This window comes from Mesorhizobium escarrei (assembly GCF_935825525.1).
Classification (GTDB): domain Bacteria; phylum Pseudomonadota; class Alphaproteobacteria; order Rhizobiales; family Rhizobiaceae; genus Mesorhizobium; species Mesorhizobium escarrei.
The window spans coordinates 51,006-71,073 of sequence record NZ_CAKXZT010000135.1; the positions used below are offsets into that span (position 1 = coordinate 51,006).

Here is a 20,068-nt window from a genome sequence, read left to right on the forward strand (position 1 = left end):
ATGTCTGCCTAGATCGCCAGCAGGAGATGCTCCGGATCGCCGAGCAGAAGTTTGGTGACAACGCTGAGGCCGGCGCGCAGTTCCCCCTCGGTTGTCGAGCCCAGCGAGATGCGCACTGCCGGTTGCCAGGGCGCCGCCGAGATGCGGAACGATGTGCCTGGTGCGATCGCCACGCCCTGCAGGCGGGCCTGTGAGACGAAGCCCTCCTCGGCGCGGTCGCCGGGCAGCTGCAGCCACAGATGCAGTCCGTCGCGATGGACGCGGTAGTCGACCCCGTCAAGCACCTGGGCGGCAATCTCCTGCCGCCGCCGCAGCGCCGACCGTTGCCAGCTTACGAGTTCCATTGCCGTGCCGTCGGTCACCCATTTTGTCGCAATCTCAGCCACCATCGGCGTCGCCATCCAGTTGGAGACGAGATGCCGATTGGCGACGGCAGCGACATAGCGGTCGGGCGCCGCGAGATAACCGATGCGCAGGCCTGGCACCACGATCTTGGTGAAGGAGGTGACGTAGAGCGTGCGCTCGGACGCGAAGGCGGCGACCGGCGGCGGCCGGTCTTCGACCAGCGGCCCGAGCACATCGTTCTCGATGATGGCGATGTCGTGCCTGCGCGCCACCGCAGCGATCTGCTCGCGCCGCGCGGTATTCATCAATGTTGCAGTCGGGTTGATCACCGAGGGCTGCACGAACACGGCGCGGATGTCGGAAAGCCGACACGCCTCGTCGAGCGCCTCCGGGATCAGGCCGTTGTCATCGATCGGCAGGCCCTCGAGGTTGAAGCCGAGATAGCGCGCCAGCGGGATCAGCGTGTGATGGCCGATCGCCTCGGTGGCGACGGTCGAACCGGGAGGCGCCACGCTCATCAGCGCCACCGTCATCCCGGCGGTGGCGCCGTTGGTCAGGCTGACATTCTGCGCGGAAACATCGAGACCGCACAGCCGCAGCCATTCGACCGCCACCGCACGGTGGCGCGGGAACACCATGTTCGGCCGGAACGACAGCGCCGAGGTCGACGGCAGGTTCTCGGCGAGCCAGCCCAGCGCCTGCTTCAGCCGCTCCAGATGCATCGGCTCGCAGACCGGCTTCAGGATCGACAGGTCGATGACCTCGCCAAGGCGTTCCGGCAGATAGGGCGGCTCCGGCTCGCGGCGCTGCGTCTGCACGAAGCTGCCGCGGCCGATCTCGCCGGAGACCAGGCCCCGGCGGATCAGTTCCTCATAGGCGCGGCTGACTGTCTGTACCGAAAGCTTCAAATCGTCGGCCAGCCGGCGATGCGTCGGCAGCCGCGCGCCGATTGCCAGCCGCCCATCATGAATGGCGCGCGCGAACTGGTCGGCGAGCGATTGATAGGCCGGCCGCCGGATGAGCGCGGGATCTGGACGCCACAATGTCATGACATATTAGAGATCGAAATCAGTGCAATTGACAATCGAAATAATGCGCCGTCATGGTGTCGGGGACGAAAAAGTGGACGCTCATGGCCGCATTGAAACTGGATCAGATAGACCTGAAAATCCTCGACGCGGTCCAGCGCGACGGCCGCATCACCAAGCTGGCGCTCGCCGACAAGGTCGGCCTGTCGCCGACGCCGTGCTGGATGCGGTTGCGCAAGCTGGAAAAGGCCGGCATCGTCTCCGGCTATCACGCCAGGGTTGCAATGCGCGCCGTTGCGCCGGTCGCCACCGTACTGATGGAGGTGACGCTGGCCAGCCACCGCCAGGCCGATTTCGACCGTTTCGAGCGCGTCATCCGCGACGTCCCTGAAATCGTCGCCTGCTGGTCGGTGGGCGGCGGCGTCGACTATTTGCTGAAAGTGATGGCACGCGACATCGACGCCTACCAGCGGTTGGTCGACGCCCTGCTCGAACGCGAGATCGGCATCGACCGCTATTTCACCTACATCGTCACCAAGACGGTGAAGGAGGAGGTCGCCTTGCCGGTGGCGGATCTGTTGCCGGTGTCAACGTGAGGCCTGAGCAAATCGCAAAGAGCCCCCTCATCCGGCCGCTTCGCGGCCACCTTCTCCCCGGCGGGGAGAAGAGACTGGCGCCGGCGCTGGCAATCTCCTCTCCCCTCGGGGAGAGGTCGGATTGCCCCGAATTGCCCTTTGCAATTCTGTTGGCAATCCGGGTGAGGGGGGGCACTTCCTCGATGCGATAGCCTAGCTTAAAGCTGGACAGATTGTCTGCCCGAGCAGCCCAATAGAGACAATCTCTCTACGCGTGGGCGCCGAAACAGCCTCTCTGTCCAGGCCGCGCGCATAGTCTCTCCGTATCACTGCGAACCGGGAGACCTCAAAAATGTCCGCGCATTTTGCCCGCCCACACCGCCACGAAGCGCTTGACCGGCTCGCCGACCGCCGGCTGCTGCGCGAACTCGCCTATGTCGACGGCCACTGGACGGCGAGTGAGGCGGCCGAGAGTTTTGAAGTGACCGACCCTGGCACGGGCGCCACTGTTGCCTGGGTTGCCGGGCTCGACAGCAGGCAGACCAGCAAGGCGATCGACGCTGCGTCGCGTGCCTTTCCCGCCTGGCGCGCGGCTCTCCCACAAGAACGCGCAAGAATCCTGCGAAAATGGTTCGATCTGATCATCGCCGCCAAAGATGATCTGGCGCTGCTGATGACGCTCGAACAGGGCAAGCCCCTTAGGGAAGCGCTTGGCGAGATCGACTACGCCGCCTCCTTCGTCGAGTGGTATGCCGAGGAGGCAAAACGCCTCAACGCCGAAAGCGTCACCAGCCACTTGCCAAACGCCGAGATGATGGTGCGGCGCGAACCGCTCGGCGTCGTCGGCGTTGTCACCCCGTGGAATTTTCCCGCGGCCATGCTGACCCGCAAGGCGGCGGCCGCCCTTGCCGCCGGCTGCACGATCGTGGCGCACCCTTCGTCGGAAACGCCGCTGTCGGCACTGGCGCTGGCCGAGCTTGGCGAACGCGCCGGCCTGCCGGCAGGCGTCTTCAACGTTCTCACCGGCAAGGCTTCGACCATCGTTGGGCGAATGTGCGAAGACGCTCGCGTCCGGGCCATGAGCTTCACCGGCTCGACCGAGATCGGCAGGCTGATCGCTGCGCAAAGTGCGCCGACGATGAAGTGGCTGGTCATGGAGCTTGGCGGTCATGCGCCGCTGATCGTCTTTGCCGACGCCGATCTCGACAAGGCTGTGACCATCGCCATCGATGCCAAATTCGCCACGTCCGGCCAGGATTGCCTTGCCGCCAACCGCATCTATGTCCAGCGTCCGATCTACGATCGTTTCTGCGCCGCCTTCGCCAGGCGAATCGAGGGGTTGCGGACAGGCAATGGCCTGGCCGATGACACCGACATCGGGCCGTTGATGCACGAGCGCGGCGTCAAGAAGGTCGAGGAGCAGGTTGCCGATGCGCTAGCCCGTGGCGCGCGCTGCCTAACCGGCGGCGGCAGACATCCGGCCGGGCCGCTGTTCTACCGGCCGACCCTGCTGGCCGATGTCACCGACGACGCGCTGATCATGCGCGAGGAAACTTTTGGTCCGGTCGCCGCGGTGACGCCCTTCGACAGCGAAGACGAGGTCATCGCCCGCGCCAACGCCACCGAATACGGCCTCGTCGCCTATGTCGTCACCGAGAACGGCGGCCGCCAATTGCGCATGGGCCGTACGCTCGATTACGGTATGGTCGCCATCAACCGCGTCAAGATCACCGGCGCGCCGATCCCGTTCGGCGGCGTCAAACAGTCCGGCATCGGCCGCGAGGGCTCGCGCCACGGGCTCGAAGCCTTTACCGATCTTAGATATCTCTGCCTGGATGTGGCCTAGGTAGTAGTGACGCCCGAGAACCGCGCCCGATACTTTTCCTCAGGAGTAAAAAAATGCTCGACCAGTCCAACGAACTCGCCGCCTGGGACCGCGACCACTTCTTCCATCCCTCGACCCATATGGGCACGCATGCACGGGGTGAATCGCCAACCCGCATCATCGCCGGCGGCGAAGGCGTCACCATCTGGGACAATAGCGGCCGCAAGAGCATCGATGCCTTTGCCGGCCTTTATTGCGTCAATGTCGGCTATGGCCGCCAGAAGATATCAGACGCCATCGCCGCCCAGGCCAGGAACCTCGCCTATTATCATGCCTATGTCGGCCACGGCACCGAGGCGTCGATCACGCTTTCCAAGATGATCATCGATCGCGCCCCGCAAGGCATGTCGAGGGTCTATTTCGGCCTCTCTGGTTCCGACGCCAACGAAACCAACATCAAGCTGATCTGGTACTACAACAACGTGCTCGGCCGTCCCGAGAAGAAGAAGATCATCTCGCGCTGGCGCGGCTATCACGGCTCCGGCGTCATGACCGGCTCGTTGACCGGGCTCGACCTGTTCCACAACGCCTTCGACCTGCCGCGTGCGCCGATCCTGCACACCGAGGCGCCCTACTATTTCCGCCGCGCCGACCGCTCGATGAGCGAGGAACAGTTTTCCCAACACTGCGCCGATAAGCTCGAAGAAATGATCCTGGCTGAGGGCCCGGACACGGTCGCCGCCTTCATCGGCGAGCCGATCCTCGGCACCGGCGGCATCGTGCCGCCGCCCGCTCTCTACTGGGAAAAGATCCAGACGGTTCTGAAGAAATACGATGTGCTGCTGGTCGCCGACGAAGTGGTCACCGGCTTCGGCCGGCTGGGCACCATGTTCGGCTCCGACCATTACGGCATCAAGCCCGACCTGATCACCATCGCCAAGGGCCTGACCTCGGCCTATGCGCCGCTGTCGGGTGTCATCGTCTCGGACAAGGTCTGGCAGGTGCTGGTCCAGGGTTCCGACAAACTCGGCAGCATAGGCCATGGCTGGACCTATTCGGCGCATCCGATCTGCGTCGCCGCCGGTGTCGCCAACCTGGAACTGATCGACGAGATGGACCTGGTGACCAACGCCGGCGAGACCGGCGCCTATTTCCGCGCCGAACTGGCGAAAGCCGTCGGCGGCCACAAAAATGTCGGCGAGGTGCGCGGCGACGGCATGCTGGCCGCAATCGAGTTCGTCGCCGACCGGAACGACCGCGTGTTCTTCGATGCCTCGCAAAAAATCGGGCCGCAGGTCGCGACCGCCCTTGCCGAGTGCGGCGTCATCGGCCGCGCCATGCCGCAGGGCGACATCCTAGGCTTCGCGCCACCGCTCTGCCTGACGCGCGAAGAGGCTGATATCGTCGTGTCGAAGACGGCCGATGCGGTGAACAGCGTGTTTGCCAATCTCTGAAGAACCGAAATGAAAGCCATAACCAAACCCCTCCCCGCCACCATGGCCGCCGTGCAGCTGATCGGCCACGGCGGACCAGAAAAACTTGTCTATCGCACCGATGCGAAAGTGCCCTCGCCCGCCACGGGCGAGGTTCTGGTGAAGGTCACGGCGTGCGGCATGAACAACACCGATGTCTGGGTGCGCCAGGGCGCCTATGGCACCGAAGAAGATGCTGCCGCGGTATCGACCTGGCGGCGTCAGGGCAATACGCTGACCTTCCCGCGTATCCAAGGCACCGACACGGTCGGCAACATCGTTGCCGTCGGCGAGGGTGTTTCTTCGGCCCGCATCGGCGAGCGGGTGATGGTCGACTTCTCCATCTACAACCGCGACGATGATTCACTCGCAGACATCGACTATATGGGCCACGGCCGCGACGGCGGCTATGCCGAGTACCAGGCCGTCCCGGCCGAGAATGCCCATGTCGTCGCCACCGACCTGACCGACGTCGAACTCGCCACGTTTTGCTGCGCCTATCTCACCGGCGAACAGATGCTGGAACGTGCTGGCCTGAAGGCCGGCGAGCGCGTGCTGGTCACCGGCGCCTCGGGCGGCGTCGGCTCCGGCATCGTGCAGTTGGCGCGGGCGCGCGGCGCCATTCCCTATGCCGTCGTTGGCAAGGGCAAGGAACAGGCGGTGCTCGACGTCGGCGCCGAGGCGGTGATCACCCGTGGCGTCGCCGATCTGCCCGCCGCCGTCAACGACGCGACCGGCGGCCAGCCGATCGACGTGGTTGCCGACCTCGTCGGCGGTGCGATCTTCAACGACCTGTTGCGCATCCTTCGGCCCGAAGGCCGCTACACCACCGCCGGCGCGATTGCCGGTCCGGTCGTGCAGCTCGATCTGCGCACCATGTACCTCAAGCAATTGCAGTTGCACGGCTCCAGCCAGGGCACGCGACACGATTTCCGCCGTATCGTCCGCTACATCGAGGACAAGAAGATCCGGCCGCTGGTCGGCGGGGTCTACAAGCTGTCCGATTTCCATCGCGCCCAGGCGGATTTCATCGCCAAGGACTTTGTCGGCAAGCTGGTGGTCGTTCCGGACGCCGTTTCGGATTTCCAATAAGATGAAGGAACCTAGGCGTGTTGAGATTCAGGTCAGGCCGAGCCGAGAATGGCGGGCTCCGAGAACCGGAACGGAGCGTACTTTTGGTACGTGAGTACCGGAAGCGCAGGAGACCGCGGTTCGCAGGCCGGCATCACCTGAATATCGACATGCCTAACAAGGGCTCGGGCTGTTTGCGGACACGGTAAAATCGAGCGCGACATGGCCTTGCGGCGCGCCGAAGCGAAGGAAGGCTTCAGACAGCGTCGCAAACACCGGTCCGCTGTCGCCTCTCAGCTTGGTGCAGAAATTCTTCGACCTGTCGAAGACGCCGGAAGTCTTGAGAAAGTCGATGCAGCCGTAGATCTCGTCCATGTGATGGCCCTCGCCGAGCGGATAGAGCGAGAACTGCGCGGCGACCTCTTGTCCGAGCTTTTTCGCACTGTCGACATGCGCCCGCGCCACGCCGATGCGCTGGGCAAGGGACAGGTCGTGGCTGCTGCCGGAAATCGGTGTGCAGATCGGATCGTCGGGCTCGCCGGGGCAGCCGCGCGACACCGTCGCCGACAGAACGCAATGCACGCCACTTGCCGCCGCAGAGGCGAACAGATCGCGCATCGCCGGGAAAAGCTGTTCCGGCGGGCCGACGATCAGCGTCGAAATGTCGTCGGTTTCGATGCGGAAATTGGGACGATAGGGGTCAATCGCCGAAAGCGCCCTAAGGATGACGCCGACGAAATCGTCGCACATCGCATACAGGGAAATCTGTGCACCTGAAAACATACTCGCCTCGCTCCGCTGGCATTACCCAGATCAGCTTGAGGGACCGAAGGCTTGGCACCTTCCATCTCAGCCCCGGCAATTACGGAGCGCCCCTGTCGATTTGGCTGGAAGTAGCACCGGCGCGGTGGATGTTCAAGTACGGTCCAAGGGCAATCGTTCCAAACCAATTGCCGAGCTGGCGCCGTCAGCGAAGCTGCCGATCTCCCCCCTTGCGGGGGAGATGCCGGCAGGCAGAGGGGGGTGCTGTCCCTCGAGCCTCTCAAGACTTGGGTTCCTCGCTCCCGCGAAGCGGGGGAGAGGTGGCCGCGAAGCGGCCGGAGAGGGGGCTTTCGTAGGGCGCGGTTCCCCCTCTCCGTCTCGGCTTCGCCGAGCCACCTCTCCCCCACTCTGGTGGGGGCGAGGAACCCAAGCTGGAATGAAGCCGCTATCCCCCTCTGTCCTGCCGGAGATCTCCCCCGCAAGGTCCCCGCAAGGGGGGAGATTGGATGTCGCCTTGGCTTTCGCCAATCACCAGCGCCCATTCAGCCTCTTTGTTTCGCTGCCCTGTTCAACTCGGTGATCCGACCTGCCCGGCGGCGGCTTCGAGCGATCTTTCGAACGCCTCGATCACCTGATCGACCTGAGGCTCGGTGATGATGAGCGGCGGGCAGAAGGCCAGCGCGTCGCCCATGTTGCGGGAGATGACGCCGTTCTGCTGCATAAAACCGTTGACGAGCCCGCCCAGCGCGCCGGCCGTCTCCCACGGCGTCTTGTTCGCCTTGTCGCCGACCAGTTCGACCGCCGCGATCAGGCCGACGCCGCGCACCTCGCCGACAAGCGGGTGCGAAGCGAACTTGCGCAGCCGCTCCTGCATATGCGCGCCGACCCTGCGCGCATTGCCGACGAGATCGCGCTCCTCGATCAGCTTCAGGTTCTCCAGCGCGACCGCGGCCGCAACGGGATGGCCGCCGCCGGTGAAGCCGTGGCCGAAGGTGCCGATGCGATTGCTTTCGTCGGCAATCGGCCCGAAAACCTTCTCGTTGATCAGCAGCGCCGAGATCGGCAGGTAGGACGAAGAGATCTGCTTCGACAGCACCATGATGTCCGGCCTGATCCCGAAGGTCTGCGAGCCGAACATTTCGCCGGTTCGGCCAAAGCCGCAGATCACCTCGTCGGCAACGAGCAGAATGTCGTATTTCGACAGCACCGCCTGGATCTTCTCCCAATAGCCGGCCGGCGGAACGATGACGCCGCCGGCGCCCATGATCGGCTCGCCGAAGAAGGCAGCGATGGTTTCCGGTCCTTCTGCCAGGATCAGCTTTTCCAGATCGTCGGCAAGCCGGCTCGAAAACTCTCCTTCGCTCTCATTTGGCAGCGCCTCGCGCCAGTGGTGCGGCGTCGAGGTGTGCAGCACGTTGCCGATCGGCAGGTCGAAGGAATTGTGGTTGTTGGGCAGCCCGGTCAGGCTTGCCGAGGCAATGGTGACGCCGTGATAGCCGCGGATGCGGCTGATGATCTTCTTGCGCGCCGGCTGGCCGAGCGCGTTCGACCGGTACCAGATCATCTTCATGGCCGTATCGTTGGCCTCGGAGCCGGAATTGGTGAAATACGCCTTGCTCATCGGCACCGGCGCCATCTGCACCAGCTTCTCGGCGAGATCGATCAGCGGCGAATGCGATTTGGAACCGAAGTCGTGATAGTAAGGCAACTTGGACATCTGGCGCACCGCAGCGTCGACCAGCCGCTTCTCGGAGAAACCGACGGCGACGCTCCAAAGCCCGGCCATCGCCTCGATATAGCGGTTGCCGGCGAGATCCTCGACATAGATGCCGTCGCCTTTCTCGATGACGAGCGGCCCTGCCTCTTCATGCTTGCGGGCATTGGTGTAGCCGTGCATGTGGTAGCTGATGTCGCGGGCTTCGGGAGAATTCGGTCGAGCGTCCATGATGGCTCCTGTCCTGCATGCCGGGACGTGCGTCCTGCCGCCGTTCGGCGCGCGCATCGGCCTCTGGATTAATGCTGTTTGGTGCATCCGTTTCTTGTAAGGGTGTCAAGCCCTTTTGGAAGGGCCGGCGGATGGACGGAAGACATGCAGAATTTCAGCTTCGAGGCTGCGGAACGCGAGAACCTGCGCCAAGCCGACGTTGCGCGTGGCCAAGACTTGATCCCCGAACGGGTCACCAGCAGGCACAACAACAAGGCTGAGGTGGCCTGATCGTGGACCATGTCGACTGCATCGTCGGCGGCGCCGGCGTCATCGGCCTCGCGATCGCGCGAGAGACGGCGCAGCGCGGCATGGACACCCTGATCCTCGAGGCCGAGAACGCCATCGGCACCGGGATTAGCTCGCGTAATTCCGAGGTCATCCATGCCGGCATCCACTATCCGGCCGGATCGCTGAAGGCCCGGCTCTGCGTGGCAGGCCGCGAAATGCTCTACCGTTATTGCCAGGAGCGGGCGGTGCCGCATGCGCGCTGCGGCAAGCTCATCGTCGCCACGAATACCGAACAGGAACCAGTGCTCGCTTCGATTCTGGCCAATGCCGCTGCTAGCGGCGCGGGCGATCTGGTGCCGTTGAGCCAAGCTGAGGCGCTTGCGCTGGAGCCGAAGCTGCGCTGCACGGCGGCGCTGCTGTCTCCCGCCACCGGCATCATCGACAGCCACGCCCTGATGCTTGCGCTGCTGGGCGACGCCGAGGAGCACGGGGCGGCGCTCAGCCTCAACACCCGCATCGTTGCCGGCCGCATCGAGGGCGGGCGCATCGCGCTCGACACGGTCGACAGCACCAGCGGCGAGCGCTTTGAAATCGCCACCACGCGCTTCATCAACGCCGCCGGGCTTGGCGCCACGGCACTTGCCGGCTCGCTTGACGGGCTCGACCCACAATTCGTGCCAGGACTTCGCTATGCCAAGGGCAATTATTTCTCGGTCGCCGGCCGGGCGCCGTTCTCGCGGCTGGTCTATCCCGTGCCCGAACCCGGCGGGCTCGGCGTCCATCTGACGCTCGACCTCGATGGCGTCGCCCGCTTCGGGCCTGACGTCGAATGGACCAAGACACTCGACTATCGCGTCGATCCAACGCGTGGCGAGCGCTTCTACGACCAGATCCGCAAATACTGGCCGGATCTGGCCGATGGCAGCCTGCAGCCGGCCTATAGCGGCATCCGGCCGAAGCTCTCCGGTCCCGGCAAAGCCAATGCCGACTTCATCATCCAGGACGCTGCGGTGCACGGCGTCGAGGGCCTGGTCAATCTGTTCGGCATCGAGAGCCCCGGCCTGACCTCAAGCCTGGCGATCGCCGACCATGTCGCGCAGCGCCTCGCGCCAAAGGCAAGCTAGCCGAGGCGACCCGCGCGAGCGCGCCCGCTGCCAAAAGCATAATGCCAAACGCCGTAAGCCATCCATAAGCCGGGATCGCAGAACCTCGGTCCGTCGATCACCGGGACCATCGATATGAAGATCCGTTTCGAAGCCATACCGAACCCAAGCTGCCGGTTCGAGATCTGGGACAATGAGACCGGCGTGCCCGTCGTCCATCGCAATCGGCTGCTCACCTTCGCCTCGGCGAAATCGGCGGCAAGGATCGCCGACTTTCTCAACGACGGCCGCAGCCACAGGCGCCGCGCCGACGCCACCGAACGGCGCGTTGCGGATCGCGATCTCGGCTGAGGAGGATGATCGCCAGGCTGCTCTACCTCGCGGTGGCGGAGCTTCGCCGGGTCGGTTTCCACCCCACCGACGGCCATCTCCATCACGGACGGGAACCATAACCCGGCACGATGGTTGTCTGGTCACCAAGTGATCCTCCTCGAGCAATCGGAGAACGGAAGGAATGATCATGCGCATGTTGACGACAATTGCCGCTCTTTCGGGGTTGGCCCTGGCGCAGCCGATCCACGCGCAATCCACCGACCCGCAGCTTCCCCAGATCGCACCCCCGGCCCCGGAAGCCCTGCCCGATCCAACCCTCCCTGACCAAACGCCGCCCGACCAGGCCCTGCCCGACCAAGCCTTGCCCGACCAAGCCTTGCCGGATCAGGATTTCACCGACCAGAACTTTACTGGCATTGCCATCGTCGCCCTCGAGGATTTGCCTCCGGAACTCAAGACACAAGCCGAGGCGGTGATCACCCAGACCAGCGTTGAAGATCTGCTTACCCTGCAGAGCTCGATCGATGCGTCGCCGCAGGCAGCGACGGCGCTGGCGGCGAACGGGCTGGATTCCTCGCAGGTCGTCGCTGCCAACATCGATGGCGACGGCACGCTGACGCTGATCATCCAGACAACCACGTAATTGGCGGGACCTGATCGGTGGTTCGGGCGTGGCGGGCCGGAGCACGCGGCTTCGGCCCTGAAACCCGGTACAGCGGAGCAGCGCCATGGTCGAAGCCGCAGTTCGCAACTTCACCCTCAACTTCGGGCCGCAGCATCCCTCTGCTCACGGTGTGCTGCGGCTGGTGCTGGAACTGGACGGCGAGATCGTCGACCGCGCCGATCCCCATATCGGCCTGCTCCACCGCGGCACGGAGAAACTGATCGAGTACAAGAACTATCTGCAGGCCCTGCCCTACTTCGACCGGCTCGACTATGTCGCGCCGATGAACCAGGAGCATGCGTTCTGCCTCGCCGCCGAGAAGCTGCTCGAAATATCGGTGCCGAAGCGAGGACAGCTCATCCGTGTTCTGTTTTGCGAAATCGGCCGGCTCTTGTCGCATCTCCTCAACGTCACGACACAGGCCATGGATATCGGCGCGCTGACCCCGCCGCTCTGGGGTTTCGCCGAGCGCGAGAAGCTGATGGTGTTTTACGAGCGCGCCTCCGGCGCCCGCATGCATGCGAATTATTTCAGGGTCGGCGGCGTGCACCAGGACCTGCCTGAGAAGCTGCTGGACGATATCTGGAATTTCTGCGATCCGTTCCTCAAGGTTTGGGGCAACCTCGACGAATTGCTCACGGAAAACCGCATCTTCAAGCAGCGCAATGTCGATGTCGGCGTGATCGGCCTCGATGACGCCTGGGCCTGGGGCTTCTCCGGCCCTATGCTGCGCGGCTCGGGCGCAGCATGGGACTTGCGCAAGACGCAGCCATATGAATGCTACCCCGAGATGGATTTTGACATTCCCGTCGGCAAGCACGGCGACTGTTACGACCGCTATCTCGTCCGCATGGAGGAAATGCGCCAGTCGGTGCGGATCATGAAGCAATGCCTGGAGAAATTGCGATCGCCCGAAGGCCAAGGGCCGGTGGCAATTCCGAACCACAAGATCACGCCGCCGCCGCGGGCGACGATGAAACGCTCGATGGAAGCGACGATCCACCATTTCAAACTCTACACCGAGGGTGTTCGCGTGCCCGCCGGAGAGGTCTATGCCGCCGTGGAGGCGCCGAAGGGCGAGTTCGGCGTCTATCTGGTTTCGAACGGCAGCAATACTCCCTATCGCTGCAAGATCCGCGCGCCGTCTTTTGCCCATCTGCAGGCGATGGATTTTCTGTCGCGAGGGCACATGATCGCCGATGTCGCCGCGATCATCGGGTCGCTCGATATCGTGTTCGGCGAGATCGATCGCTGACGAGGCGCGGGGTGTTCAGATTTCGAGCAAGGCGTAGGGACGGCCGGTCGGCTTCGCCACGTGCATGGCGACGTTATACACCGGGGCGCCGCCCGGCGTGCGACCTTCATAGACGCCGCGATGCGCGTGGCCATGCACCACCGCGCTGACCTTGAACCGATCGATCGTCTCCGCCAGCCGCGACGAGCCCAGGAACGGAAAAATCTCCAATGGCTCACCAGCGACCGTCTCGACCACCGGAGCGTAGTGCAGGACGACAAGCGTGCGCTCGGTGCGGACCTGCCGCATTGCGTTTTCGAGCCGCATCGATTCGCTGACGCTTTCGGCGACCATCGCCTTGATCGCCGGCTCGCCGAAGGAGCCGAGCATGCGTGATCCAAAACCGCCAACGAAACCCTTCACGCCGACAAAGCCGACCTGCTTGATTTCCGTCGTCTGGCCGTCAAGAAGATGGACGCCCGCCTGCCGAAGAATGTGGGCGACGTCCTCGACCGCGCCGGATTCATAGTCGTGGTTGCCGAGCACAGCGACAACCGGGATCGTGCAGGTGCGTAAATCCTCCGCGAGGATTTCGGCTTCGCGCGGTTTGCCGAGATTGGTGAGATCGCCAGTGAGCACGAGAACGTCTGCTTCGCGCGAAATTTCCCGGAAGAGGTCACGACAGGAGGCCTGGGCGTCTTCCTGCACGTGCAGGTCGCCAACAGCCGCAATCCTGACTGTGCGGCCTGTCTCGGTTGTTGCCATGGCTGCTTCGTTCCTCTCAGCCATCGCGAAATTCTCCTGTTCCGCCGACGCCGGCAAAGCCCCATTCCTTGACGTCGATCTCGTAGTCGGTCGGCGAAAGCAGGCGCCCGCGGCAGATTTTCATCCGGGGGGTAGGCAACTCCCTCTGCTTGGCGAGCCGGTCAAGCAATTCGTCGAGCAGCCAGGCGGGAACATGGTCGCGCTCGCTCGGATAGATCCATCGGAAATTCAGAAGCTGCATCAACAGGACCTCCCAGTGAACTTCGAGGTAGGAAAGGAGCCGGTGCCAGTCGATCTGATCCTGCGCTTTGAGGAGGGTGTGAGCGATGTCAGCGCCGTCATGGCGGCCTCTGTCCTGGATGAAGCACTTGGACCAGATAAGCTCCGTCGGACCGACGATCCGCACCCGGCTGCCCAGCAAATCGATTTGCCTTGCGTGCTCCAGCCACTCGTCGCTGACAGGCATGGTTCCGTTCGCCGATGCGAATATGACGTCAAAAAAATGCGTGCCCTTGAAGACCTTGCCGAGCCACCGGTCATCCAATATCTCGACCGCATAACCGGCCTGTTTGAAATGGGCAAGGATGCGGGCGTAATCGCCGGCCTTGCAGAAAATGTCGAGATCCTTCGTCTGGCGCGTGACGCCGGTGTAGGCGCTCACCGCGTAGGTGCCGGCGACAAGAAAGGGAATGTCCGTCGCGCTGAGTTCGCGGATCGCCTCGGTGTAGAACACCTCGGCCTCGGCGTAGCGAAGCGTCGGCTCCGCTTTTGCGTCGATCGTCGGAACGGACGCGGGGATGGCGCCTCCCTTTGGAGAATCGTTGGTCATGAAATCGCGGCTCCGAAGCCCAGCAACCTGCAGCTGTCCGTCTTTAAACAAAGCCGCCGCCGCATGGTTCCGTTGCCGACATAATGCGTAAAATGTGATGGCGGAGCCTTTTTCGCCGCTGGTGAGTTGAAGGTGTGAACAAACCAGCCGCACGGAGGTGACCATGGAGGACGGGCGCAAAGCGGTACGGGTCAGACTGAGTGGAAGGGTGCAAGGCGTCTCGTTTCGCCTGTGGACACGGACCGAGGCCGAGAGGCTCGGTCTTTCGGGCTGGGTTCGCAATGAGGAGGATGGATCCGTAACGGCACTGATCGTCGGAGCCGAAGGCGCGGTTTCGACCATGATGAACCGGTTCTGGAAAGGGCCGACCGGAGCGTCGGTCGCCAGCGTGACATCCCAAGACGTCGATGCCGGCCAGGAGCCGAACGGATTCAGAATCATCGGCTAGAAAATGGGGTACCTGCTTCGCCGATGCGGCTGTGCGGAAGTGGTCCATCGCCGCTACACGACGCCCGCCGACTGAAATCCGCGCACACTGTGGTATCGAACCTATGGTTCGAGCTTCGCCGATGGCGGATCGCCGCCGAAACGGCCTATCCGCTCATCAACCACCACTGATGCGAGGCGTGGAAATCACTTCGCCGCCCCATCACCCGAACATGCCGACCCGTAGCATAAATGCCGGCAGCGTGAATGCCCGTAGCGTGAATGCCCGTAGCGTCAGTGCATGAATATTCCTCGCAGCCAGGCGAAGAAACCAAACCGCTCGGACATTGCCGCACGGACGCGAGAGGCAGCCCATCGCGCTCGTATCGTGGCGCCGACATGGCAATGGCAGACGATTTCGTGCAGCTGCCAGTCGGTCAGCTCGAAGAAGCGCCTGGCTTCACCGTAGGTGTCATCTCTCAAGCCTTGCGCGCGAAAGATCGGGTCCTCGAAGGCAACCGTGAGAGGCGAGTCGTTGTAACGCATTTTCTCGCGTATCTCAGGGGACTTGTATTCGGTGCCCGTCAACGCTTCGAGACGTCGATCGGGATTTTTCTCCAGCAGTTTCGCCCAACGTTCGAGACGCTGGCTTCGAGTCGCTACGAGGTCTGTTGCTTCAGCGTGAACGTCGGCAACGGTATGCAGTTGGTCAAGTGTTTGGTGCTTCACGGCCGCCTCCTTATTCAGCAGGTGAGTTCGTCCCACCCTAAAATGGAAATTATGGCGCTCCACGACGCCGGCAAGGCCCTTATGGGCGGACCATTCGATCACTTTTCTGACGGTCCCGTCCGGCCACGAATGCCGATGCCTGCGGGATCATCGCAGGCTCGCGTCGGAACCATAGGCATGCGTGGTCGTTCTGCGTGCGTCAGCCCGAGCGAAAACCGATCGAAACGGGGTGGTTTCAAAAATCCCAGCCGACGTCGGCGACCCGCCAAGGCAGAGTGCGAGCGGAAGGAAATCACACCATGGCCATTCTTCCCACTCCCGAACCAACGCCCACTCCCGCGCCCACACCGCCACCGTTTCCTGAACCGAAGCCCGTGCGTGAGCCGGACCCGGACAGACTTCCCGACGAAGCTCCTGTCCCCAATCCGGATGAAAATGATGCGCCGCTGAAAATCGGTCCTAAAAATCCCGGCATTTGACGGATCGGATTAAGCGATCGGGAGACGCTTATGGAGGCCGGATGGCGTCGGCGCATTGCGCGGCCGAAATGCCAATCGTTGCAGGCATCGAGTTCTGCGGCGAAGCCAACCCCGAGGGTCGCGCACGATAGCGGCGCGTGCGCGTGGGGCGCCGTCAGCTCAAGGTCGGACGGGCGACAAACGACATCGTGAAGTTGTGCAGGTTGACTCGTTTGTGGGCTGGCTTAACTAGATCTCGGGGCCCAGCGCAAATTCTCCACAGTCGGTATGATATCTCCTCGCATCCGAACGCTTGTCTGTCTTCTTGTTGTTTCCGCCGGCGGTTCGATCCTGTCCTCCTGCGTCGCGCCTGACGATACGTCTAATGTGACCAAGGAAGACGCTACCGCGGCAGCAGCCCGCAAGGAGATGGTCGGGCTAAGCGAGGCGGACGTGCGAATGTGCGCCGGCTTTCCGACTGCCACCGCCGATGCCGGCGGATCAGGCCAGATCTGGACCTATCAGCGTACCGTTCAACGCGGCAATCTCAACGTCGTGATTCCAACTTTGGCCGTGGGTGCGATCCCGACGGTTGGAGGATCGCTCAATGTCGATCCGGGCGGCTACTGCAACACGCAAATCCGAATGGTCGATGGCCGAGTTGCCGAGGTGGCCTATGCGGGCGACAACAATCTGCCGAATAACCGCGATGCGCTCTGCGTCAGCACGGTAGACGGCTGCGTGGCATATGCGCGCCAGCGACATCAAGTCAGGACAGGGGCCATTTCCAGGTAATCGGGATCCAGGTAATCGGGATCCAAGGTGATCGGTTTCAGGTAATCGGGCTGGCTGGCGCAACCCAGGCCCTGCAGCATTCGTTCCTATTTCAGGCAGACGTTCTATATCCGAACCGTTGCCATGGACCGACCGCCGGCCCCCGCCGATCGGCCTTGCGAAAAGCCGGTCGGCCGGAACCATTCTTGGGGTCGGGAGTACAAGACGTCGGAAGTACAGGGATGGCAGATGATGATCATCACCCGCAGGACATTCGTGAAGGCTGCCGCCGCTTCCGGAGCGGCTCTGGTGTTGCCGGCAGCCGCTCCCGGCGCGCCGCCCGCGCCGGTGATGCGGGCCGTGCCCTCCTCGGGAGAGATGCTTCCCGCAGTAGGACTGGGCACCTGGATCACCTTCAATGTCGGCGACGATCCGGTGCTGCGCGACGAGTGCGCCGAGGTGATCGCGGCCTTCTTTGCGGCAGGCGGCCGCATGATCGATTCCTCGCCCATGTACGGCTCCTCGCAGCCTGTGATCGGCTATGGCCTCGAGAAGCTCGGCCGGCCTGAAGCGCTGTTTTCTGCCGAGAAGGTCTGGACCTCCTCCGCCGGCGACGGGCCTGCGCAGATCAAGCAGTCGCGCCGCTTCTGGGGTGTGCCGCGCTTCGATCTCGTACAGGTCCACAACCTCGTCGCCTGGGAGACGCATCTCGAAACCCTCTTCGCCATGAAGGCGGACGGGCGGATCCGCTATGTCGGCATCACGACGTCCGAAGGACGGCGGCACGACCTGTTCGAACAGATCATGCGCGCGCATCCGCTCGACTTCGTGCAGCTCACCTATAACGTCGTCGACCGTGAAGCGGAGGAACGGCTCCTGCCGCTGGCGGCCGAGCGCGGCATGGCCGTCATCGTCAACCGGCCGTTTCAGCAAGGCGCGCTGACGCGCCAGCTCCAAGGCGAGACGCTGCCGGACTGGGCGGCCGAGATCGGTGCCGGGACCTGGGCGCAGTTCATTTTGAAGTTCATCCTTTCGCATCCCTCCGTCACCGTCGCCATCCCCGCCACGACCCGCGTCGACCACGTGCGCGAGAACGTGATGGCGGCGACCGGTCCCCTCCCCGACGCGGCCATGCGCGAGCGGATGGCGGCCTACGTCCGGGACCTCTAGATGTCGGAATGGTGGACTTACCGGCTGGAAGATTTCCTGCTCTTCTCGCCGCGCGTCTACTGGCGCATGTTCGAATTGAACAATGCCGCCTCCTGGCCGTTGCATCTCCTGACGCTCGCCGCCGGCCTCGCCCTTGTCGTGCTCGTGCTTAGGCGGCCGCGTCGCCATGGTTTCTGGATTGCGCTCGTCCTCGCCGCGCTCTTTGCCTTCGTCGGCTGGTCCTTCCTGCGGAGCCGCTATGCCGCGATCAACTGGGCGATCGCCTATGTCGCGCCGGCCTTCGGCCTGCAGGCGCTGCTGCTGGCGATCGGCGGTGCCGCACGCGGCGGCCTCGCCTTCGACCGGCGGGACATCGCAGGGCGGCTCGGGCTGCTGATCGCGGTCGTTGGCCTCGTCGCTTATCCCCTCCTGCCGCCGCTCTTCGGGCGGCCATGGTCGAGTGCCGAGGTCTTCGGCATCGCGCCGGACCCGACTGCGATCACGACGCTCGGCGTCCTGCTTGCAGCGAGCGGCGGGCTTGTGCCGCTGCTGTTTGCGATCCCGCTGCTGTGGCTGCTGCTCAGCGGCCTGACGCTCCATGCCATGGGCGATCCACAAGCCTGGCTGCCGCTTCTGGCAGCGGCCATCACCGTCGCTGCCTTGGCGCTGCGCCGCATTGCTCGGTGATGCGGCGGCTCGTTCGGCATTTGCTGTCAGCGATTTGCTGCGAGCTCGCGATTTCGTGTCAGCAAATTTGTTCTCGCTTTGTGCCGGCAACTATGCTATCGATTCGTGCATGGTGCCGATTCGCGCCAACGACCCGCCGCAAGGCGGGTTTTGTATTTTCCGGTTTGGGTACCATCCGTCACGCGGCATCGAAACCAGATCTGACGGCGTGGCAGGGTTCCTGGCGTGGCGACCAGTTCCCAGCATAGCCAATCGTTGGCGCTCTCAACGCGCCGCCCAGACCAGGCCTCGGCGAAATATCGTTCGCATCTGCGGCACCGCGAACTCCTTGGCGACATGGCCGAGCGCCGAATAGAATACTCGTCCCTTGCCGTGCCGGCGCTTCCAGACGACCGGCATGACCACGGCTTCTATCCAGGACGCGTGCTCGCCGGAGAAGGTGGTGGTCGCCAGCACCTCGTTCGATGGGTCCACGTGCATGTAGTACTGCTCGGAGCGGTACGAGAAATCATCGATGCCGTTCATGATCGGATCGTCGCGCCTGGTGATGTCAACCCGGTAGTCGATGATGTTGCCCGGGTGGGCCACCCACTGACCGCCGCACATGAACTGGTATTCCGTGGCTTCACGAAACGCATCGCACATGCCGCCGTGATAGCCGCCAAGACCGACACCGCCCTCGACCGCCTTTGTCAGGTTGAGCTCCTCGTTCTTCGCAAGCTTGGCCATCGTGTAGATCGGCACGATCAGGCTCAGATCGGCGATCGCGGGGTCGGCGAATATCTCGGTCGTGGTTTCGACGCGCACGCCAAAGCCTTCCTCTTCGAGCATCGCCTTGACGACGCGCGCACCTTCTTCCGGCTCGTGCCCGGCCCAGCCGCCCCATACGATCAGCGCTTGCCGCATATTCTTCTCCGTCAGTTGGTTGTATTGCCAAAACGAGCCTTCGGCGGCAGTGCGGCCGGCCGATTTGGTCAAGCAACCGGGCGCTTTGCCAGCAGCAGCCCACATCCAAGCATGATCATAGCGCCGCCCGAGCCTTCACGAAGATAGCGAATGAGATTCGGACGGGCCGCCGCGCCATCGCGAAGTCTTCCGGCTGCAAACGCCACGACAATATCGGCGAGCGTGTTAAGAGCAAGCGAGATGGCGCCAAGGATCACGAACTGCAGGGCAACGTGATCCGACGATGTGTCGACAAACTGGGGAATGAAGGCGAGGAAGAATGCGGCCGTCTTCGGGTTCATCGTTTCCACAAGAACGCCATCCCTGAAGGCCCGCGTCGCGCCGACGGGCGGCTCTGAATGACCCAGCGACTTGTAGTCGAGCCTGGCATGGCGAATGGTTCGGTATCCCATCCAGACCAGATAGAGCGCGCCGACCACTTTGAGTGCCGTGAACAATTCGGCGCTTGCCAGCACGATCGCCGAGACGCCAAGGCTGCCGGCTACGACATGAAACAGCCCGCCGAGACCATGCCAAGGCTCGAAGCGATTCCTTCCGAGCGGCCGCCGGAAAGGGTTCGGGCGGCGACATAGAAGATCCCCGGACCCGGTGTAATCGCCAGCAGGAATGCCGTGAACAGGTAGACGGTGAAGGCGTTGGAATCCAGCATGGAAATGTC

Annotated in this window: 21 protein-coding genes, 1 pseudogene and 1 riboswitch; of the genes and pseudogenes, 14 read left to right on the plus strand and 8 right to left on the minus strand. The window is 63.4% G+C overall.

Translation table 11 applies throughout. The features are described 5' to 3' along the window. Positions 1-8: 8 nt before the first annotated feature. Entirely contained in the window at positions 9-1,394 is a 1,386-nt protein-coding gene (ehuR, locus tag NMG80_RS20155) for a MocR-like ectoine utilization transcription factor EhuR (protein WP_254019716.1), read from the minus strand. Between the two features lie 92 nt (positions 1,395-1,486). On the opposite strand from ehuR, the gene NMG80_RS20160 reads away from it, so the two are divergent. The 4 genes from NMG80_RS20160 to NMG80_RS20175 all read left to right on the plus strand — a co-directional run bounded on the left by NMG80_RS20160 (position 1,487) and on the right by NMG80_RS20175 (position 6,337). Next, positions 1,487-1,969, plus strand: a complete 483-nt coding sequence (locus NMG80_RS20160) for an Lrp/AsnC family transcriptional regulator (protein ID WP_254019786.1) — start codon at positions 1,487-1,489, stop codon at positions 1,967-1,969. 331 nt (positions 1,970-2,300) lie between these two features. Continuing rightward, on the plus strand, positions 2,301-3,794 hold the full coding sequence (locus NMG80_RS20165; protein ID WP_254019717.1) for an NAD-dependent succinate-semialdehyde dehydrogenase: 1,494 nt from the start codon (positions 2,301-2,303) through the stop codon (positions 3,792-3,794). Between the two features lie 53 nt (positions 3,795-3,847). Then, complete coding sequence (locus NMG80_RS20170) at positions 3,848-5,227, plus strand: aspartate aminotransferase family protein (protein WP_254019718.1); 1,380 nt, start codon at positions 3,848-3,850, stop codon at positions 5,225-5,227. Between the two features lie 9 nt (positions 5,228-5,236). Next, a complete protein-coding gene (locus NMG80_RS20175) occupies positions 5,237-6,337 on the plus strand; it encodes an alcohol dehydrogenase family protein (RefSeq protein ID WP_254019719.1) in 1,101 nt (366 codons plus the stop codon). Positions 6,338-6,490: 153 nt separating this feature from the next. Here NMG80_RS20175 and NMG80_RS20180 read toward each other — a convergent pair whose 3' ends face one another. Next, entirely contained in the window at positions 6,491-7,099 is a 609-nt protein-coding gene (locus NMG80_RS20180) for a Ykof family thiamine-binding protein (RefSeq protein WP_254019720.1), read from the minus strand. After that, positions 7,090-7,203, minus strand: a riboswitch (TPP riboswitch). Its footprint overlaps the gene before it by 10 nt. A 443-nt stretch (positions 7,204-7,646) precedes the next feature. After that, positions 7,647-9,023 carry an aspartate aminotransferase family protein gene (locus NMG80_RS20185; RefSeq protein WP_254019721.1) on the minus strand — a complete coding sequence of 459 codons (1,377 nt, stop codon included), beginning with the start codon at positions 9,021-9,023 and terminating at the stop codon, positions 7,647-7,649. Positions 9,024-9,167: 144 nt separating this feature from the next. Between NMG80_RS20185 and NMG80_RS37065 the strand changes: the two genes are divergently transcribed. The 5 genes from NMG80_RS37065 (at position 9,168) to NMG80_RS20205 (ending at position 12,648) form a co-directional block, all read left to right on the plus strand. After that, complete coding sequence (locus tag NMG80_RS37065) at positions 9,168-9,293, plus strand: hypothetical protein (RefSeq protein WP_301943377.1); 126 nt, start codon at positions 9,168-9,170, stop codon at positions 9,291-9,293. A gap of 2 nt (positions 9,294-9,295) precedes the next feature. Beyond that, on the plus strand, positions 9,296-10,417 hold the full coding sequence (locus NMG80_RS20190) for an NAD(P)/FAD-dependent oxidoreductase (RefSeq protein WP_254019722.1): 1,122 nt from the start codon (positions 9,296-9,298) through the stop codon (positions 10,415-10,417). Between the two features lie 114 nt (positions 10,418-10,531). Continuing rightward, complete coding sequence (locus tag NMG80_RS20195) at positions 10,532-10,747, plus strand: hypothetical protein (protein ID WP_254019723.1); 216 nt, start codon at positions 10,532-10,534, stop codon at positions 10,745-10,747. Positions 10,748-10,910: 163 nt separating this feature from the next. Continuing rightward, complete coding sequence (locus NMG80_RS20200) at positions 10,911-11,372, plus strand: hypothetical protein (RefSeq protein WP_254019724.1); 462 nt, start codon at positions 10,911-10,913, stop codon at positions 11,370-11,372. Positions 11,373-11,457: 85 nt separating this feature from the next. Next, a complete protein-coding gene (locus NMG80_RS20205) occupies positions 11,458-12,648 on the plus strand; it encodes an NADH-quinone oxidoreductase subunit D (protein ID WP_254019725.1) in 1,191 nt (396 codons plus the stop codon). A 15-nt stretch (positions 12,649-12,663) separates the two neighbouring features. Here NMG80_RS20205 and NMG80_RS20210 read toward each other — a convergent pair whose 3' ends face one another. Both NMG80_RS20210 and NMG80_RS20215 read right to left on the minus strand, forming a co-directional pair. Then, a complete protein-coding gene (locus NMG80_RS20210) occupies positions 12,664-13,416 on the minus strand; it encodes a metallophosphoesterase family protein (protein WP_254019726.1) in 753 nt (250 codons plus the stop codon). Further along, the gene (locus NMG80_RS20215; protein WP_254019727.1) at positions 13,409-14,221 is read right to left on the minus strand and encodes a nucleotidyltransferase family protein; all 813 of its coding nucleotides are present in this window, start codon (positions 14,219-14,221) and stop codon (positions 13,409-13,411) included. The genes NMG80_RS20210 and NMG80_RS20215 overlap by 8 nt, the downstream gene beginning before the upstream one ends. A gap of 163 nt (positions 14,222-14,384) precedes the next feature. On the opposite strand from NMG80_RS20215, the gene NMG80_RS20220 reads away from it, so the two are divergent. Beyond that, positions 14,385-14,669: an acylphosphatase gene (locus NMG80_RS20220; protein WP_254019728.1), complete on the plus strand. Its 285-nt coding sequence runs from the start codon at positions 14,385-14,387 to the stop codon at positions 14,667-14,669. A 272-nt stretch (positions 14,670-14,941) separates the two neighbouring features. Here the strand turns inward: NMG80_RS20220 and NMG80_RS20225 are convergent, their stop codons facing one another. Beyond that, entirely contained in the window at positions 14,942-15,376 is a 435-nt protein-coding gene (locus tag NMG80_RS20225) for a hypothetical protein (RefSeq protein ID WP_254019787.1), read from the minus strand. A 299-nt stretch (positions 15,377-15,675) separates the two neighbouring features. Between NMG80_RS20225 and NMG80_RS20230 the strand changes: the two genes are divergently transcribed. The 4 genes from NMG80_RS20230 (at position 15,676) to NMG80_RS20245 (ending at position 18,444) form a co-directional block, all read left to right on the plus strand. Further along, complete coding sequence (locus NMG80_RS20230; protein ID WP_077374092.1) at positions 15,676-15,855, plus strand: hypothetical protein; 180 nt, start codon at positions 15,676-15,678, stop codon at positions 15,853-15,855. 366 nt (positions 15,856-16,221) lie between these two features. Then, the gene (locus NMG80_RS20235; protein ID WP_254019729.1) at positions 16,222-16,629 is read left to right on the plus strand and encodes a hypothetical protein; all 408 of its coding nucleotides are present in this window, start codon (positions 16,222-16,224) and stop codon (positions 16,627-16,629) included. A gap of 231 nt (positions 16,630-16,860) precedes the next feature. Next, positions 16,861-17,778, plus strand: coding sequence for an aldo/keto reductase (locus tag NMG80_RS20240; protein ID WP_254019788.1), 918 nt, complete (start codon positions 16,861-16,863; stop codon positions 17,776-17,778). After that, a complete protein-coding gene (locus NMG80_RS20245; RefSeq protein WP_254019730.1) occupies positions 17,779-18,444 on the plus strand; it encodes a DUF6064 family protein in 666 nt (221 codons plus the stop codon). A 264-nt stretch (positions 18,445-18,708) separates the two neighbouring features. On the opposite strand, the gene NMG80_RS20250 is transcribed toward NMG80_RS20245, so the two are convergent. Then, a complete protein-coding gene (locus NMG80_RS20250; RefSeq protein WP_254019731.1) occupies positions 18,709-19,350 on the minus strand; it encodes a ThuA domain-containing protein in 642 nt (213 codons plus the stop codon). 68 nt (positions 19,351-19,418) lie between these two features. Next, positions 19,419-20,059 (minus strand): annotated as a pseudogene (locus tag NMG80_RS20255) (LysE family translocator). Positions 20,060-20,068: the final 9 nt, after the last annotated feature.

Coding starts and splice junctions, on each gene's coding strand:
- NMG80_RS20220 (WP_254019728.1), top strand. CDS start 14,385: ATGGAGGACGGGCGCAAAGCGGTACGGGTCAGACTGAGTGGAAGGGTG.
- NMG80_RS20240 (WP_254019788.1), top strand. CDS start 16,861: ATGATCATCACCCGCAGGACATTCGTGAAGGCTGCCGCCGCTTCCGGA.
- NMG80_RS20185 (WP_254019721.1), bottom strand. CDS start 9,023: ATGGACGCTCGACCGAATTCTCCCGAAGCCCGCGACATCAGCTACCAC.
- NMG80_RS20180 (WP_254019720.1), bottom strand. CDS start 7,099: ATGTTTTCAGGTGCACAGATTTCCCTGTATGCGATGTGCGACGATTTC.
- NMG80_RS20245 (WP_254019730.1), top strand. CDS start 17,779: ATGTCGGAATGGTGGACTTACCGGCTGGAAGATTTCCTGCTCTTCTCG.
- NMG80_RS20175 (WP_254019719.1), top strand. CDS start 5,237: ATGAAAGCCATAACCAAACCCCTCCCCGCCACCATGGCCGCCGTGCAG.
- NMG80_RS20230 (WP_077374092.1), top strand. CDS start 15,676: ATGGCCATTCTTCCCACTCCCGAACCAACGCCCACTCCCGCGCCCACA.
- NMG80_RS20195 (WP_254019723.1), top strand. CDS start 10,532: ATGAAGATCCGTTTCGAAGCCATACCGAACCCAAGCTGCCGGTTCGAG.
- ehuR (WP_254019716.1), bottom strand. CDS start 1,394: ATGACATTGTGGCGTCCAGATCCCGCGCTCATCCGGCGGCCGGCCTAT.
- NMG80_RS20215 (WP_254019727.1), bottom strand. CDS start 14,221: ATGACCAACGATTCTCCAAAGGGAGGCGCCATCCCCGCGTCCGTTCCG.
- NMG80_RS20205 (WP_254019725.1), top strand. CDS start 11,458: ATGGTCGAAGCCGCAGTTCGCAACTTCACCCTCAACTTCGGGCCGCAG.
- NMG80_RS20210 (WP_254019726.1), bottom strand. CDS start 13,416: ATGGCTGAGAGGAACGAAGCAGCCATGGCAACAACCGAGACAGGCCGC.
- NMG80_RS20200 (WP_254019724.1), top strand. CDS start 10,911: ATGATCATGCGCATGTTGACGACAATTGCCGCTCTTTCGGGGTTGGCC.
- NMG80_RS37065 (WP_301943377.1), top strand. CDS start 9,168: ATGCAGAATTTCAGCTTCGAGGCTGCGGAACGCGAGAACCTGCGCCAA.
- NMG80_RS20250 (WP_254019731.1), bottom strand. CDS start 19,350: ATGCGGCAAGCGCTGATCGTATGGGGCGGCTGGGCCGGGCACGAGCCG.
- NMG80_RS20170 (WP_254019718.1), top strand. CDS start 3,848: ATGCTCGACCAGTCCAACGAACTCGCCGCCTGGGACCGCGACCACTTC.
- NMG80_RS20165 (WP_254019717.1), top strand. CDS start 2,301: ATGTCCGCGCATTTTGCCCGCCCACACCGCCACGAAGCGCTTGACCGG.